This is a genomic window from Halodesulfovibrio sp. MK-HDV (genome assembly GCF_009914765.1).
GTDB lineage: Bacteria > Desulfobacterota > Desulfovibrionia > Desulfovibrionales > Desulfovibrionaceae > Halodesulfovibrio.
In genome coordinates this window covers 63,706-79,306 of record NZ_WYDS01000018.1, presented here as the reverse complement: position 1 = coordinate 79,306, position 15,601 = coordinate 63,706, and the positions used below count along the sequence as shown (strand labels likewise).

The following is a 15,601-nucleotide window of genomic DNA, read 5'->3' as shown; positions in this document are numbered from 1 at the left end:
AACTGGTGACCATTAGATGCTAAACTTGCATCAACTGAAGGGAGGATTTTATGCGTTGGAAACAATTTCTTACCCCTGTTGAGTCTGTAACCACCGAAAATGCACTCTCAATGCTGGGTTCCGACGAGAACATTCAGCTTGTGGATGTACGTCAGCCCGCAGAATACGACGAAGGTCATATTGCCGGAGCAAAACATATTCCTCTTGGTGAGCTGTTAGACAGAGCCAATGAGCTGGATAAAGAAAAGCCGGTCATGGTATATTGCGCAATTGGTGGACGCAGCCGTGTTGCGGCTCAGTTACTTTCCGGTAACGAATTCAGCAAAGTGTACAATCTGACAGGTGGCTTTAACATATGGGAAGGCTGGGAAAGCATTGGTGACTACGATCAAGGCTTAGAAATGTTCAACGGATTTGAATCTCTCGAAGAAGTTCTTATCGTTGCCTACCGTATGGAAGTTGCTCTTGGCGATTTTTACATCGATATGGCCAGTCGTGTAGCTAATCAAGAAGCCGCATCTCTCTTCTCAAAACTTGCTGCGATTGAAGCAAAGCACAAACGGCACGTAATTTCTCAATATACAGAACTTACAGGCAAAGATTTTCCTGAGAATGTGGAAGTTGACGGTGCATTCGAAGGCGGCTTGACCACCGCCGAATATATATCACGTCTCGGCGCGGACATGGAAAAGCCGCTCGACATTTTAGCGTTCGCCATGTCTGTTGAAGGTCAGGCAATGGATTTATATATGCGGGCTTCAGAAAAAGCACCGGACAAAAAAACACAAAAAGCATTATTACAAATTTCTTCTGAAGAGAAAGCCCATCTCAACAGTTTGGCTGCTGTTATGGACTCCCTGTACGCTTCACGGGAATAAAAGGAGTTACCCATGGCAAAACTTGCACTCGTAGGCGCAGGACACGCCCACATGACTCTTATGGAAAGTATCAAAGACCTGATAGATCAAGGCCATTCTGTTGACGTCATTGGCCCCGGTGAACGGCATTACTATTCCGGAATGGGGCCCGGAATGCTCGGGGGCACCTACACGCCCAAAGACATCAGCTTCCCAGTACAGCAAATGTGCGAAGAACAGGGGGCAACATTCCATCTGGACAGTTGCGTAGGCATTGATCCAGAAAAGCAACTCATCAAGCTAGAATCGGGCAAAGAGTTGGCCTATGATGTTGCCTCGTTCAACACAGGCAGTTCTATTGTTGATGATCTGGTCAAGCCAGACTCTAAAGATATTTTTACGGTAAAGCCCATTGAAAAACTACTTGAAGGAAGAAACCGGATCTTCGAGCTAGCAGATAAAGAATCTCTGAGTATTGGGGTTGTCGGTGCCGGACCTGCCGGAGTTGAAGTGGCTGGCAACGCATGGGCTGCCGCTCAAGAAGCTGGTGCAAATGCAACCATCCACCTTTATCACGGCAAAAGCTTTATGAAGCGTGCTCCTGAAAAAGTGCGCGACCTGTCACGTAATGCTCTTATAGATCACGGCGTACAGTTTGTCGGCGGGGAGTATGTCTCTGAAGTTTCAACAGGGAAAGTAACCCTTGCAGACGGTACTGTGTATCATGATGACATCATCTTTATTGCAATGGGTGTACGTCCGCGCCCGCTTTTTGAACCGTCCGGCATTCCTTACGGTGATGATGGTGGCATGCTTGTGAATAAGTACCTGCAAAGCCCCAAATTCGATAACCTGTTTGGTGGTGGGGACTGCATATGTTTCGAACCACAGCCACTGGATAAGGTCGGTGTCTACGCGGTTCGGCAAAACCAAATTCTCAACGACAATGTTATTGCGCGCCTGAGCAATGAACCGCTACAAGAATTCAAACCAGGCGGTGACTACCTTCTTATTTTCAATACAGGTGGCAACACAGGTGTGCTGCATAAATTCGGGTTAAGCTTCAACGGTAGTCGAGCCTTTGCTATTAAAGATTATATTGATTCTAAATTCATGAAAAAATTCAAGCCGAAATACGACATGTAATAAAAAAGCTCCCCATGCAGACAATAAGCAAGGGGAGCTTTAAAATTTTACGGCAGATGATAATGCTTTGGCATGCAGAGGTGGCAGCCATTTGCCTCTGGATATATTTTCTTTGCAGACTTCATAGCTTTTTCTGAACATTCAAATTTACCCACAGGACATAACTGCTTTTTCGGAGGACACCATACACATCCTTCCACATGAACTTCATGATCTCCGCTAGCCATTTTCTTTGTATGAACGTGATATGTAACCATGGATCTCTCCTCATACTTAGCGTTGTTCTGACAACACCAACAGTCAGTAAGATTATCTGCAACACAAGCTAGATAACGCACCTTGCTTCCTCACTCGATATGGATCTGAGCCTGTTGCCACCATACCTCTTATTGATGCTTTTACCTTTATAATATCACTTGCAGACTTCATACACCTGTACTGCCAATATGTAGAGTATCACAGTGCGCGTTCTTTTATTCATCCACTACTTATTGCTGATTCGTCCTTTGTTTTCAAACAAAACGGAACAATCCTTGTGCGTCCATTCCTGCTGAAAAGTACCATCTTCTTTTTCGATAATAATTTGCGCCGGTGATGAATCAGCCGCAAGTTTCCTAGCAGCACGAACCCCTTCCTCTTTCGTTTCGCACACGCAATACTCTTTTTCTGCCCCCTCCTTCTTCACTTTCCACTTGCCGCCACATGAGCGGACAAAATACGTTGTTCGCTTCATATCTGCTCCTTTTTGCTACAGTTGCTTTTATTGTAGCACACGAGCACCCAACACTTCCAGTTTGGAATTAGAACACAAAAAAAGCCCCTCGGATGAGGGGCTTTAATTTTTGGGATAGCGAGTAAGAGCTACAGGTTATCAAGAATTTCGTTGTTCTTGATAACAATCTCAGACTTATCAGCGAGAGATTTTACAAAGCTCTGTTCCATCTGCTGCTTTTTACGCTGAAGAAGAGTTTTCTCCACTTCAGGTTTTGCAGCCAACCAAACTTCTTCGGATGGCTTATCAACGGTATTCAAGCGAACAAATACTGCGCCAGCAGCCGTTTTGTAAGGACCCATCCATTTTTTGCCATCAGCTTCAAATACTGCTTTCACAACATCTTCCGCAGCTCCAACGCCAGGGATAAAGCCCTTACGTTCAACAAGCGGAGTAGTCTGTACTTTCGGCTGACCTTCAATATCGCCAGCAAGTACTTTTGTAGAAGCAGCTTTGGCAGCATCAAATGCAAGCTCTACAGATTTATCTGCAACGAGCTGTTCTTTAATGGATGCAGAAACCTGTTCAAGCGGCATGCTTGATTCCGGCTTGGAGCTTTCAACTCGAGCTATAATGTAGCCGTCGTTTGCTTCAAGTGGAGTATCTACAGTTGTACCGGAAGGAACGGAGAACAACTCTTCAGCTGCTTCCTTAGTAATACCCACTGCAACAGCAGCCTGATCTCGTGAGAATTCAGGAGAAGTTGCTACGGTGAGGTTCTGTTCTTTAGCAATGTCTTCAAGAGACTTACCGGAGAGCATCTGTTCCATCACTGTATCAAGAGTAGCTGACACTTTGTCTGCAGCCTCATCTTCAGCAAGTTTGGTCATGATCTGACCTTTAACTTCTTCAAATGCAGGAATACGAGCTTTTTCAAGCTTGTTTACCTTAATGATGTGTAGACCAAAGCGAGTGCGGATAGGCTCAGAAATTTCGCCATCTTTCATAGCGAATACTGCGTCTTCAAATGGTTTAACCATCTGACCGCGGCTGAAGTTACCAAGTGCGCCACCAGTAGGGGCGGAAGGACCTTCAGAGTATTTTTCTGCAAGCTTACCGAAGTCTTTACCACCACGGGCAAGCTTAAGCACTTTTTCTATTTTTTTAGTTGCAGCAGCTACTTCTTCGTCAGATGCATTTTCGTTAAGTTTCACAAGAATATGACTCGCGTCAGCTTGTTCTTTTGTACGGAAAGCACTCTGATTATCAGCGTAGTAAGCTTCTGCAGCCGCTTCATCAACAACTACGGAACCTGCAAGACCCTGCGGGGTAATAGCAAGGAACTTGATTGTTACCTGAGCAGGCACTGCGTAACGACCAATGTTGGTCTCGTAAAACGCCTTGATTTCTTCGTCCGTTACAGTTGCTTTCTTAAAGAAATCAATTGCGGAGTACATGATGTAATCCATAGAACGTTTTTCGCTGGCGTATACGAATGCTTCGCGAGCTTCTTCGTCAGAAACGCTTGCAGAAATCACAGCGTTCTCACGAACTTTTTGGGTTAAAAGATCTTCTTTGAACTGACGCTCAAAGCTACCGGCAGACATTCCCTGTGCAGCAAGCATCTGCTTGTACACTTCAGGATCAAACTCACCCTGAGCATTCTGGAACAAAGGAATAGATGCAATTTCTGTTTTTAATTCAACAGGAGTCACAGTCATGCCAAGACGTTCTGCTTCCTGAAGCAGGAGAGTGCGGGAAATAAGTCCCTGCAATACCTGCTGACCAATTCTCAGCTGTTTGAACTGAGCTTCGTCAATACCAGGAAAACGTGCTTTAATGGCACTCATCTGAAGTTCATATGCTCTTCTGAACTCAGGCATCATGATAGCAGTATCATTTACAGTAGCTAACACAGAAGAGTTTGAAGGGCCGTTCATGGAGCCTACGCCCCAAAACACAAAAACTACAACTATGAGAGCAAAGGCAAGTTTAACACCCCAGGATTGGGAATTTTGCCGAATGGAATCCAACATACATTACATCCTTTTATATGAGGATATGGTAAAGCCCACGCTTAGGCTTCACGACTTTTAGAGAAACGGACGTAATTGAGCAGACCCCCTGCTCTAATTATATCCAGTTCTTTTTGCGTCAAATCATTTGTAACAGTTACACGTGTTCCGGAAGACAAAATGAGATCGACAGACTCGCCAGCTGCAAGTGCAAGTGCCGGTACTGCAATATTTTGTTCCTGCGCAAACTCTGCGTATGCTTCTTTATCTACCAGAATAAACGGAAGAATACCAAAGTTAACAAGGTTTGCGCGATGAATACGTGCAAAAGATTTTGCCACGACAGCACGAACACCCAAATGGCGCGGTGCAAGTGCTGCATGTTCTCTTGAAGAACCCTGACCATAGTTTTCACCAGCGACAATTACACCGTTTGAGGTGCTTTTGGCGCGAGTAGCAAATGATGCATCCATTCGCTCAAATACATGCTCACTGATCGCTGGTACATTAGAACGTAGAGCTGTGATAACAGCACCAGCAGGCATGATATGGTCAGTGGTAATATTATCCCCGGCGACGATGAGTACATTGGCATCAATGTCAGCGTCAACAGAAGCGAATTGTTCAAGCGGCACAATGTTCGGCCCGCGCACAATTTCAACATCCGATCCATCTTCCGGTGGGAAAATAAACTGGTCCCGAATAGACGGTACAGTCTTTGGCAACTCAGGAATTTTCGGAGCATCACCCCAGCCTGCAGGGTCTGTGAACTCACCATGTAATGCAGCCATAGCTGCAGTCAACGGGCTCACAAGGTAGACCTGTGCATCTCTGGTGCCGGAACGTCCTTCAAAATTTCTATTAAAGGTACGTACAGACACACCTTCAGAAACAGGAGAACCACCCATTCCGATACAAGGGCCACATGAACACTCTAAAAGACGAGCACCAGAATCGATAATATTCTCGAGCAAGCCCTCACGGGTGAGCATTTTAAGCACCTGCTTGGAACCGGGGCTAATCAGAGTATCCGTTTCGTACTTAACGTGCTTACCTGCAAACAAGTTTGCCACAGAGGCAAGGTCTGCATAGGAAGAGTTTGTACAGGAACCAATAGCAACCTGATTAACTTTCAAGCCGGCAAGGCTGGCAACAGTAACAACTTGATCCGGCATGTGCGGTTTCGCAGCAAGCGGTTCAAGGTCATTCAATATAATACGAACTTCTTCGTCATACTCTGCGCCTTCATCAGCAACAAGTTCTGTCCAGTCTTCCAGACGTCCCATGCTGCTCATAAATTCGCGGGTATTTTCATCACTCGGGAAAATTGATGTTGTAGCGCCGAGCTCTGCCCCCATATTGGTGATAACAGCACGCTCAGGTACGGAAAGGGAAGCTACACCGGGGCCGGCAAATTCGAAAACTTTGCCAACGCCGCCTTTAACGGTCAGCTTGCCTAACAGGTGCAAGATAACATCTTTAGCAGATGCCCAGCCGGTGAGTTCGCCTTCTAAATAGACACGAACAACCTGCGGCATGGTAATGGTGTACGGTTCGCCAGCCATTGCCAAAGCAACGGATAAGCCGCCTGCGCCCATAGCAAGGGAACCTAATCCACCAGCTGTAGGAGTATGACTGTCGGAACCAACCAGAGTTGCACCCGGTTTACCAAAATTTTCAAGATGAAGCTGGTGACAGATACCGGTACCGGCAGGTGAAAACACAATGCCGTACTTTTCTGCAACCGTTTTAAGATAGCGGTGATCGTCTGGGTTTCTGAATCCCATCTGTAGTGTATTGTGATCAACGTAGCTTACAGACAAGTCTGTCTTTACACGGTCTACACCCAAAGCTTCAAACTGCAAGCATGCCATAGTACCTGTGGCATCCTGTGTAAGAGTCTGATCAATACGCAGCTCTATTTCGCTGCCTGCGCTCATAGTTCCGGAGATCAGATGTCCGGAAATTATCTTTTTAGTTACGTTCTGTGGCATCCCTTGTTCCTCTTTTCGCTCCGAGTAGTTGTCTACTCATAGTTCAAACAATATTGTTGGTCACATTCGATATGCCGCATCACGCCAAGTTGTCGGCGTGAATACACTGATATCTGCGAAGAACAACGAATCCATCCCCTGTCAGTACGTTGAGTGTGTGCTCTCGTCTAAGGAATTTCCATTCCCTGACTACGGTACTCATTCAGCTTGTTTCGTAAGGTTCGAACAGAAATCCCCAGCAGATCAGCTGCCTGCGTACGGTTGCCCGATGTCTGCTCCAAGCCCTTCAAAATAAGTATGCGTTCCATTTCATGAATTGGAATAACGCTACCGCTAAAGTTGCTGCAATTGCCGTTACCTGATTCGGAAGATGCACTTAAAGTAGTACACTCATCTGCTCCCTCTTCTTCGAAGAGCGGCCAGTTATCCGGATCGAGTAAAAAATGACAAGGTTCAATAACGTTGCCACCAGCAAGTAATACAGCACGTTCCATAAGATTCTGCAGTTCACGAACGTTACCTGGCCAATCGTATGCGCTTAGCCATGATATCGCTTCAGCAGAAACTTGAGCAGGCGGAAGCGAATATTCTTTTGTGTACATATCAATAAAGAAATGTGCGAGTTCAAGAACATCATCCCCACGCTCTGCAAGAGAAGGAAGTTTTAGCGGAATAACATTTAACCGGAAATATAAATCCTGACGGAACTGCCCTTCTTTAACCCACTCTTCAAGATTACGGTTTGTTGTTGCAAGTACCCTGACGTTAACTTTAATCGTCTCAGTACCACCAACGCGGTCAAGCTCGCCTTCCTGAAGAACACGCAAAAGTTTTGCCTGTAGCGCCAAGTCCATTTCCGAAATCTCATCAAGAAGAATTGTGCCGGTATGCGCTAATTCAAATCTGCCGAGTTTTCGTGAAATCGCACCAGTAAATGAACCCTTTTCATGCCCGAAAAGCTCGCTTTCTAGCAAGTGTTCCGGCAATGCAGCGCAGTTCACTGCAATAAAAGGATTATCTCCACGGTCAGAATACGCATGAAGATAACGGGAGAACATTTCTTTACCAGTACCAGAGGCACCAGAGATTAACACAGTTGCTTTTGATGGTGCAACCTGCCGCGCAAGAGCCAGTACTCGCTGCATAGCGCGGTTCGAACCGATGATAGTCGGCCCTTTCTCTGTTACCGGAATGGCAGTTTTATTTCCACCAAGGGTGGATGTTGGTGGAACAGCTTTTGGCTTTTTACCTTGTTCAGGTATTGCCGCACATATTTTTTCAAATAGTAACGGTTCAAGCCAGTAGTCGTGTGCACCCATTTGAAGAAATTTTTCAGCTTCGCTGGCGTTTCCTTTATCAGAAAACACAACAATAGATGGGAAGCCTGCGTCCGCCTCGGCGGCTGTTAGCAGTTCTTCCACAGAATAACCGGATAGGGAAGGACGGGAAAAAATTACATCAGGACGAGACTTCGCAATAAATGCGAGAGCGCCTTTATAATTCTCCGCAAGCCCTACTTCAAAACCTGCGTCTTTAAGCTGGGGGAAAATACGAGTAATCGAAGTAGCCGGTGCAAGAAAAAGTATACGTCTTGATGACATGCAATCCTCTATGGTGACATCAAAAAAACAGAAGTTAAAGAGCGACCAACTCTGCCACAAATTTATCTGATTAGCAAAGTGTTGTTATACTGGTAGTCTCATGCTCCCTCTTTTAAAAGAAACGCACTTCACGTATACCCGCATCCACTTGCTACAATGCATGCAACAGGCACTACGTAGATATGGAGACTTTTTACTATCATGACAGATACCACAACACACAAACAACAAGGCGCTCATGGCGGTGAAGTGTTTCGGATTGCTCGGGAAACAGGCACTGCGCTTAACGACATTGCAGATTTCTCAAGCAATGCCAATTCCCTGTGTCGTGACATAACAGAAGAAATTCTTTTCTCCAATATGCAGGGTGCATACAGTGACTATAATCATTATCCGGACACATGGTCGTCTGAACTCGCAGCCGCAATTGCAGCGCATGAATCCGTTTCACAACAAGAAATTGTTGTAGGCCACGGTTCAACCGAAACAATTTTTCTTACTTTTCAGCAAATAAGACCTAAACGAGTATTGCTCGTCGGCCCCATGTTTTCAGAATACGCTAAAGCGTGCTCTGTTTTTGCTGAAGAATACGATTTACTCACCTGCTCGTCTGGTACTTGTTTTGTACCGAACTCAGCAGATTTTGCAAATTCAGAAAAATACGACCTCGTCGTACTTTGCTCACCCAACAATCCCGCCACCATTACGTATCCCAATATGCGGGAGATTATTCAGGCAATTCAGAGCCCTTATATGTTGATAGACTCGACATATCGAGAATTCATGCATGGTACACCTGAATATGATGCCACACGCACAACTCAATACAGAGAATGGTGCAACCAGAACACAAGCATCATCACCATGCACAGCTTTACAAAATTTTTCTACTGCACAGGCGTTCGTCTTGGCTATGCCTTGAGCGATCCTGATACAGTGAGCAAACTCAAACAAGGTAAAATGCCTTGGACAGTAACGGCTTCTGCGCAGAAATCCGGCCTAAATTTTCTACTAAACATCGAACGCTACCGGAGCCGTCTTCCGCAAATGCGAACATATCGGGCAATGTTCACAGAAGAAGTACGTTCAACAAACGTCTTTGCTGAAGATTGCATTTTTTCCGGAGTGAACTTTCTATTCTGCAAGCTGAAGAATCCAGAACATGGAGCACAGTTCTACGAATTCTTACTCACAAAAAGCATTCTCGTTCGTCTTTGCGACAATATTCCAGGAACAGAAAGGGGCTTTATTCGTATGCAGGTTAAAACACCTGAAGAATGGGAAACGCTTATTACAGCGTTGCATGACTGGGCTGCTTCTCTCAACGTATCGACCCGTTAAAAAAAGCATTTAGAACGACAAAAGCCCAGTGAGGGGAACACTGGGCTTTTGTCAAAAATGAAGCGACTGAATCATTTCCGTGAAGCGAGGGACCACACGGAGTTGACACCGAAAAGAGCGGTGTTACCGTTCTTTTGCTTTTCTAGTAGCACATCCTGTGCCAAAAACAGTGTTCACAGCAACGGAGCGAATACCAACACTTTTCAGTTGACGCTATGTGACGGGTGCGTTACGAAATTTCGTTGATTACGATTTTTCGTAACGAAATAATGGAGCGAGGGGAAATAATGCCACCATCAAGCAACAAATTAGAGGACGAAGCAAAAGCGCAAAGTACAAAAAAATCCACCGAAAGATTTTTTAGCACTACGTTCTCAGGTCGCGATGTAACCATCAGCGATTTTCCACTGCCTGAAGATGCAAAGCAGGACTCTTTCCCCCTGCCTTCAACTCCGGATGTACAACCGGAGCCGCATAAAATACGACCTCAAAGCTACAACAGACTCCAAACAAAGCTCAACTCTCTGGACATCACCCCCTTTCTGGATTTGATGCTCTCTGTTGCGCATGAGCGTGACCCGTCCAAAATTATTGAACGAGCAAGCACTGGCTACAAAGGTACCCACGTAACAATGGGAGCTTTCTGGCTACGACCGACACAAAAAATGGCGGACATTGTAACGCCTCACCCCTCTGCGGACACAATGCTTAAGCTTGTTGCGTTTTCCGGCATTAAAGAAACAACGCCGTCCGGATGGAATCACGCGTTGGGCACATTCGATCTGGCGCCAATTACAGAACCCATCTTTGCTTCATGTCAAAAAGGGATACCATCTATAGGCTCATCCCCTGAAGACTGGAACCGTCCGTCATGGGCTATAAAAGAAGGATACCAAGCCTACTCATCATTCCCCGTCATGTATAACGACGAATTTCTTGGTATTCTTTCTACATTCTACGATCGCCCAATGGTTGGCCCTTTCGCCCAGCTGCATTCCATGCATCAGAAAATGCACAAAATTTTTGCGGATACCGTTGCCCGCGCTTTAGTTAACGCAGTCGCCTTTGGAGAAATTCAAAAGCTTCGCGGTGAACTTGAGCTAGAAAACGAACTTCTTCGCCGTGCTGTTCAGGAAAAACACCTCGACGATAATCTGATTGGTGATTCTGACTCTCTTGCTCACGTCATGGAGCAAATCGGCGTTGTATCACCTACCGATGCAAGCGTACTTCTACTTGGCGAATCCGGCACCGGTAAGGAATTGTTGGCAGGAGCGATCCACAATCGTTCAACACGCAGTCAAAATGCTTTTGTACGAGTGAACTGTTCCGCAATCCCGCATGAGCTATTCGAAAGTGAATTTTTTGGCCACGTGAAAGGCTCTTTTACCGGCGCAATCCGTGATAGAGTTGGCCGCTTTCAGCTAGCAGACGGCGGAACACTCTTTCTTGATGAAGTCGGAGAAATTCCGTTAGAACTTCAGGGGAAACTTCTTCGGGTATTGCAGGAAGGCACATTTGAACCTGTTGGTGACGAACGCTCCAAAAAAGTTAATGTACGCATCATCGCCGCTACAAACAAAGATCTAACTAGAGAAGTTGCCTCAGGCCGTTTCCGACAGGATCTATATTTCCGGCTATCTGTATTTCCGGTCAACGTACCACCGCTTCGCGAACGTCGTAACGACATTCCGCTGCTTGCCCGTCACTTTATCAACCTCGCGGCAAATCGCATGAACATCACTGCCCCTCGCTTGAAGCCACATCACGTTGAGAAACTTCAAGGCTACAACTGGCCGGGGAACGTAAGGGAATTGCAAAACGTTGTGGAACGTGCAGTGATCATGTCTCATAGTGGCAGTATGGAATTTTATATTCAGGACAACAGCTACGCAACACCGCCGATTGAAATGAACGTGCACGCCTATTCGTCCGACCACAGTCCAGCAACACCGCCAGCATCTGCCCCACGTCCACAGGATGTTATTACCGAAATAGAATGGATGGCCATGCAACGCGAAAACATTCAGCAGGCACTGGAAGCCACAAACTGGCGAGTACAAGGCAGCGGAGGCGCAGCAGAGTTACTGGGCATCAAACCGACAACACTCCGCTCACGTATGCAAAAGCTAGGCATCGAAAAAAAATAGAAAGCATTGTTTGCCAAAATACTTAACTCGTAAAAAATACAAGAAAAAAGCGACTCATCGTCTTTACGATGCGTCGCTTTTATGCACAATTTACGATCAGAAAAAAATTCACTCAATCTTACGAAGCGAAATATCTCTCTAATGCTTCATCCACGGTACCATCATATCCGATACCGGAAAACACGCCACCCTCGCTCAAGTAAAGACGGGTTTTAGCTCCTACATCTCCACATAAGACCGTGCTCACGCCTTCTTTTATAAGCCACTGAGCGACTTTGCGCCCTGCTGCTTCAGGGTCATCCCTATAAGGGTTAGCTTGAACAACGCGCGCATCATTTTCCTGCTCAACCAGAACAAACATATCGGCACGACCAAATACTGGTTCTACAACGTAAATATCGTTTCTTTTCTTCGCTGCCACAGCAATCTTCATATACCCCTCACAGAACTGTGGGTAGTTTCACGAACTACCACGTTGTCTATACAAAAGCTGCCTTGCGTAATTCCTCAGCTGCATCTTTTGGCGATAACGCACCACAAATTGCAGATACAACGGCAACCCCATCTGCACCGGCAGCAATAACCTGTGCCGCATTTGCAGTAGTAATTCCTTCAAATCCAACAATTGGAAGAGTAGTCAGGCTACGAGCTTTTCTAACACCGGGAATTTGCCACGGCTTAACATCGCGCGGGATTGATGGTGTAGAAAAAACAGGTGAAATACCAATATAGTCGATATCAAGAGCATTTGCTTCTTCAATCTGTTCAGGCGTCTCTACAGTGATACCCACAATGGCATCCCCACCAATTAATGCACGTACATCCTGCACACGCATATCAGTTTGTCCCACATGAATACCATCTGCACGTACAGCAAGTGCAATATCCACGCGGTCATTAATAATAAGCGGAATTTCAAGCGGAGCCAATAAGGCACGAAGTTGACGCGCGCACTCAACAAATTTTCTTGTTTCCAATGTCTTTTCACGTAGCTGAACCATAGTTACACCACCACGCACCGCAGCAGCCACGGTTTCTTCAAGCGGCATCATTGTACAACGGCTACTATCTGTTACCAGATAAAGTGAGAAATCTGCACCCTGTCTCATTACACAACCCTCACTTCGACAAGTCTGTTTATGTCGTTTTCAGTCACATTATGAAGAGCATCTATAAACTGGACAGCAAATGTTCCAGGTCCGTTCGATGCTACCTCAGCAAGCCCACCTGCTGCCGCCATACATCCCATACCGGAAATGGCTGCGGCAAAACTATCTTCGCAGATCGCAAGGTGTGCGCCACAAATTGCGGTAGCAATACAACCCATACCTGTAACAAGTGGCATGTATTCGCTTCCGCCTTTAATATTATAAACTGTCTTACCGTCCGTCACAACATCTATGCAACCGGAGACAGCAACCGTACATCTATATTTTTTCGCTAATGCGACAGCACTGACTTCTGCCTCACTGGAATCATTACAAGAATCGACACCACGAGTTGAAGCTCCTGTTCCGGCAAGTGCCATAATTTCTGAAGCGTTTCCACGAACCAGAGAAATACCACCCTCTTCTAACAAAGAGATGGCAGTTTCTGTACGCAATAGTGAAGCTCCTGCACCAACGGGATCGAGCACAACGGGTTTATAGTTTGCGGCAGCAATAGATGCACCTAGCCGCATGCTTTCGATCCAAGTACCACTTAATGTGCCTATATTAACTACGAGAGAGCCTGAAATAGTTATCAGCTCTTCCAATTCTTCTTTAGCATGAGCCATGATTGGAGAGGCGCCAGCACTTAAGAGAGCATTCGCGGTTGAATTCATGACAACATAGTTTGTAATACTATGCACAACAGGCCCACTGCCACGCACTTTATCTACATTGTCCCAAACAGTATTAAGTGAAAACATAGTGCACCTTCCTATAATGACGTTGCGTGTCTCAACTATTAGAATAGTAAATAGTTTACTCGTAAGCTACTATATTGCAAATAAAAAACGGAACAACCACTATACTCCATCAAAATGACACTGTATACTGCTCGTTCCGTCAAGGAACTGAAAAAGTAGACTTTTTACTTAAGACTATTAATAATGTCCTCATCTACACCCACGATGGCAATTTCATGCTTATTCGCCAGTGCAATAGCCTCTTTTCTATCAAAAAATAGAGTTTTATTTGCATAGAAAGCAAGGCAACTATACCCGCCATCCACCAAATTCTGAACTGTATTTAAACCTAACGCAGGCAAATCAATGCGTTCATCCTGCTTTGGTTTCAACAGTTTGATTGCTACACAGCCCTTTCCGCCAAGCTCAGCACCACGCTTGATGGTTGCATCTGTACCCTCTAAGCATTCTACAGCAATGACCATCTGCTCACGCACAACAATGCATTGACCAATGTCCATGCTTCCGATCTGTTCACCCATAGGGATACCGTATGCAAGAGTTTCACGCTGCTTGTCTGTCAGCTTTTTCTTAGTAAGTACACCGGCAGGACCACGCAAATTGGGCACAAGTTCAGCAGCCTGAACGATGTGCAGTCCGTCAGATTCCAATTCATCCAACACACCGCGCAAAAGAACGTCATCGCCTTTAGATCGAATTTTGAACAAAACTTTTGCTGCGCGTAAATCAGGACGAATATCCAACGCTTTGGGCTTATTAATTGCCCCTGCGAAACATACGCGGGTGACACCATTTGTTTTAAAAAATTGTATCAGCTTGGAAAGAGCACCCAGATGGAGCATCTCAAAGACATCAGCCTCGCTCTCTATTGCCGGGTCTGTATGACCGACAAAGCCACACATAATAACAGAGAGACCTTCCTCGCGGGCACCTTGGGCTACCAGCTCAGGAAACTGTCCTGCGCCTGCAATTATCCCAATTCGCTCTTGTAATGCTGCCATATCTATTTGCTCCATAGACTTAAAAAAAGAAGGAAGGCACTACACCTTCCTTCTTAACATTTCGATCCGACTGTGTAGCCTATTCGCTATACGATGGTAAGATACCACGTTCGCTCTTGCGCACAAAATCTACGAATTCGAGAACCTCAGTAAAGTTACCAAATTCATATTCCAGCTGTTCCAAAGCCTCTTTACGAGGAGTGGTGGAATGCCAGATGAGTTTATATGCATTTTTAAGCGCACGAATGACTTCACGAGGAGCTTTGAGGCGACGCAGTCCAACCAAGTTAGGACCATGAACACCTGCACGATTACCGGTAGCAAGCATATACGGAGGTAAGTCCTGCCCGATACCAGTCATACCGCCAACGAATGCATGTTTGCCAATACGGACAAACTGATGCACAGCAGAAAGACCTGCAATAATTGTATGGTCAGAAACATGAACATGTCCCGCAAGAGTTGCGTTGTTAGACATGATAACATTGTCACCGACAGTACAATCGTGTGCAACGTGTGTGTACGCCATCATGAGGTTGTTACTGCCAACAACGGTATTGAAACCGCCGTCTTCAGTACCACGATGCAGAGTAGCAAATTCACGAATGGTGTTGTTATCGCCAAGTTTTAACCAGCTTACTTCACCGTGATATTTGAGATCCTGCGGAACACCGCCCACTGCCGCATAGGAGTGGACATGGTTATTCTTACCCATGTGGGTATACTGCTTTACAGAAGCAAAAGCGTCGATCTTTGTACCATCCCCGATAATGACATCATCTTCGATAACGGCGCAAGGACCAATAACAACCCCTTCTCCCAGTTTCGCACTTGGCGCAACAAAAGAGGAAGGATGAATTTCAGTAGCCACG

The 15,601-nt window shown here is 45.7% G+C and carries 14 protein-coding genes; 4 read left to right on the top strand and 10 right to left on the bottom strand.

The features are described 5' to 3' along the window. The first annotated feature begins 50 nt into the window (after positions 1-50). The gene (locus MKHDV_RS14315) at positions 51-878 is read left to right on the top strand and encodes a rhodanese-like domain-containing protein (protein WP_160716462.1); all 828 of its coding nucleotides are present in this window, start codon (positions 51-53) and stop codon (positions 876-878) included. Positions 879-890: 12 nt separating this feature from the next. Continuing rightward, positions 891-2,003, top strand: coding sequence for an NAD(P)/FAD-dependent oxidoreductase (locus MKHDV_RS14310; RefSeq protein ID WP_160716460.1), 1,113 nt, complete (start codon positions 891-893; stop codon positions 2,001-2,003). Between the two features lie 47 nt (positions 2,004-2,050). Here MKHDV_RS14310 and MKHDV_RS14305 read toward each other — a convergent pair whose 3' ends face one another. The 5 genes from MKHDV_RS14305 to MKHDV_RS14285 form a co-directional block, all read right to left on the bottom strand. Continuing rightward, entirely contained in the window at positions 2,051-2,260 is a 210-nt protein-coding gene (locus tag MKHDV_RS14305; RefSeq protein ID WP_160716458.1) for a hypothetical protein, read from the bottom strand. A gap of 227 nt (positions 2,261-2,487) precedes the next feature. Further along, a complete protein-coding gene (locus MKHDV_RS14300) occupies positions 2,488-2,736 on the bottom strand; it encodes a DUF2188 domain-containing protein (RefSeq protein ID WP_160716456.1) in 249 nt (82 codons plus the stop codon). 128 nt (positions 2,737-2,864) lie between these two features. Further along, positions 2,865-4,751 carry a peptidylprolyl isomerase gene (locus MKHDV_RS14295; RefSeq protein WP_160716454.1) on the bottom strand — a complete coding sequence of 629 codons (1,887 nt, stop codon included), beginning with the start codon at positions 4,749-4,751 and terminating at the stop codon, positions 2,865-2,867. A gap of 41 nt (positions 4,752-4,792) precedes the next feature. After that, positions 4,793-6,724: an aconitate hydratase gene (locus tag MKHDV_RS14290; protein WP_160716452.1), complete on the bottom strand. Its 1,932-nt coding sequence runs from the start codon at positions 6,722-6,724 to the stop codon at positions 4,793-4,795. A 167-nt stretch (positions 6,725-6,891) separates the two neighbouring features. Then, on the bottom strand, positions 6,892-8,325 hold the full coding sequence (locus MKHDV_RS14285; protein WP_160716450.1) for a sigma-54 dependent transcriptional regulator: 1,434 nt from the start codon (positions 8,323-8,325) through the stop codon (positions 6,892-6,894). A gap of 201 nt (positions 8,326-8,526) precedes the next feature. On the opposite strand from MKHDV_RS14285, the gene MKHDV_RS14280 reads away from it, so the two are divergent. After that, on the top strand, positions 8,527-9,666 hold the full coding sequence (locus tag MKHDV_RS14280; protein WP_160716448.1) for an aminotransferase class I/II-fold pyridoxal phosphate-dependent enzyme: 1,140 nt from the start codon (positions 8,527-8,529) through the stop codon (positions 9,664-9,666). A 287-nt stretch (positions 9,667-9,953) separates the two neighbouring features. Then, positions 9,954-11,816, top strand: coding sequence for a sigma-54-dependent Fis family transcriptional regulator (locus tag MKHDV_RS14275; protein WP_160716446.1), 1,863 nt, complete (start codon positions 9,954-9,956; stop codon positions 11,814-11,816). Positions 11,817-11,934: 118 nt separating this feature from the next. Here MKHDV_RS14275 and MKHDV_RS14270 read toward each other — a convergent pair whose 3' ends face one another. From MKHDV_RS14270 to lpxA, 5 genes are all read right to left on the bottom strand, one after another. Further along, positions 11,935-12,249, bottom strand: coding sequence for a NifB/NifX family molybdenum-iron cluster-binding protein (locus MKHDV_RS14270; RefSeq protein WP_160716444.1), 315 nt, complete (start codon positions 12,247-12,249; stop codon positions 11,935-11,937). Between the two features lie 46 nt (positions 12,250-12,295). After that, positions 12,296-12,925 (bottom strand): thiamine phosphate synthase, encoded by a 630-nt coding sequence (thiE, locus tag MKHDV_RS14265; protein ID WP_160716442.1) that lies wholly within the window; start codon positions 12,923-12,925, stop codon positions 12,296-12,298. Beyond that, positions 12,925-13,728, bottom strand: coding sequence for a hydroxyethylthiazole kinase (gene thiM / locus MKHDV_RS14260; RefSeq protein ID WP_160716440.1), 804 nt, complete (start codon positions 13,726-13,728; stop codon positions 12,925-12,927). The genes thiE and thiM overlap by 1 nt, the downstream gene beginning before the upstream one ends. Positions 13,729-13,892: 164 nt before the next feature. Beyond that, positions 13,893-14,729 (bottom strand): LpxI family protein, encoded by an 837-nt coding sequence (locus MKHDV_RS14255; RefSeq protein ID WP_160716438.1) that lies wholly within the window; start codon positions 14,727-14,729, stop codon positions 13,893-13,895. A gap of 79 nt (positions 14,730-14,808) precedes the next feature. Further along, positions 14,809-15,600: an acyl-ACP--UDP-N-acetylglucosamine O-acyltransferase gene (gene lpxA / locus MKHDV_RS14250; protein ID WP_160716436.1), complete on the bottom strand. Its 792-nt coding sequence runs from the start codon at positions 15,598-15,600 to the stop codon at positions 14,809-14,811. Between the last annotated feature and the right edge of the window lies 1 nt (position 15,601).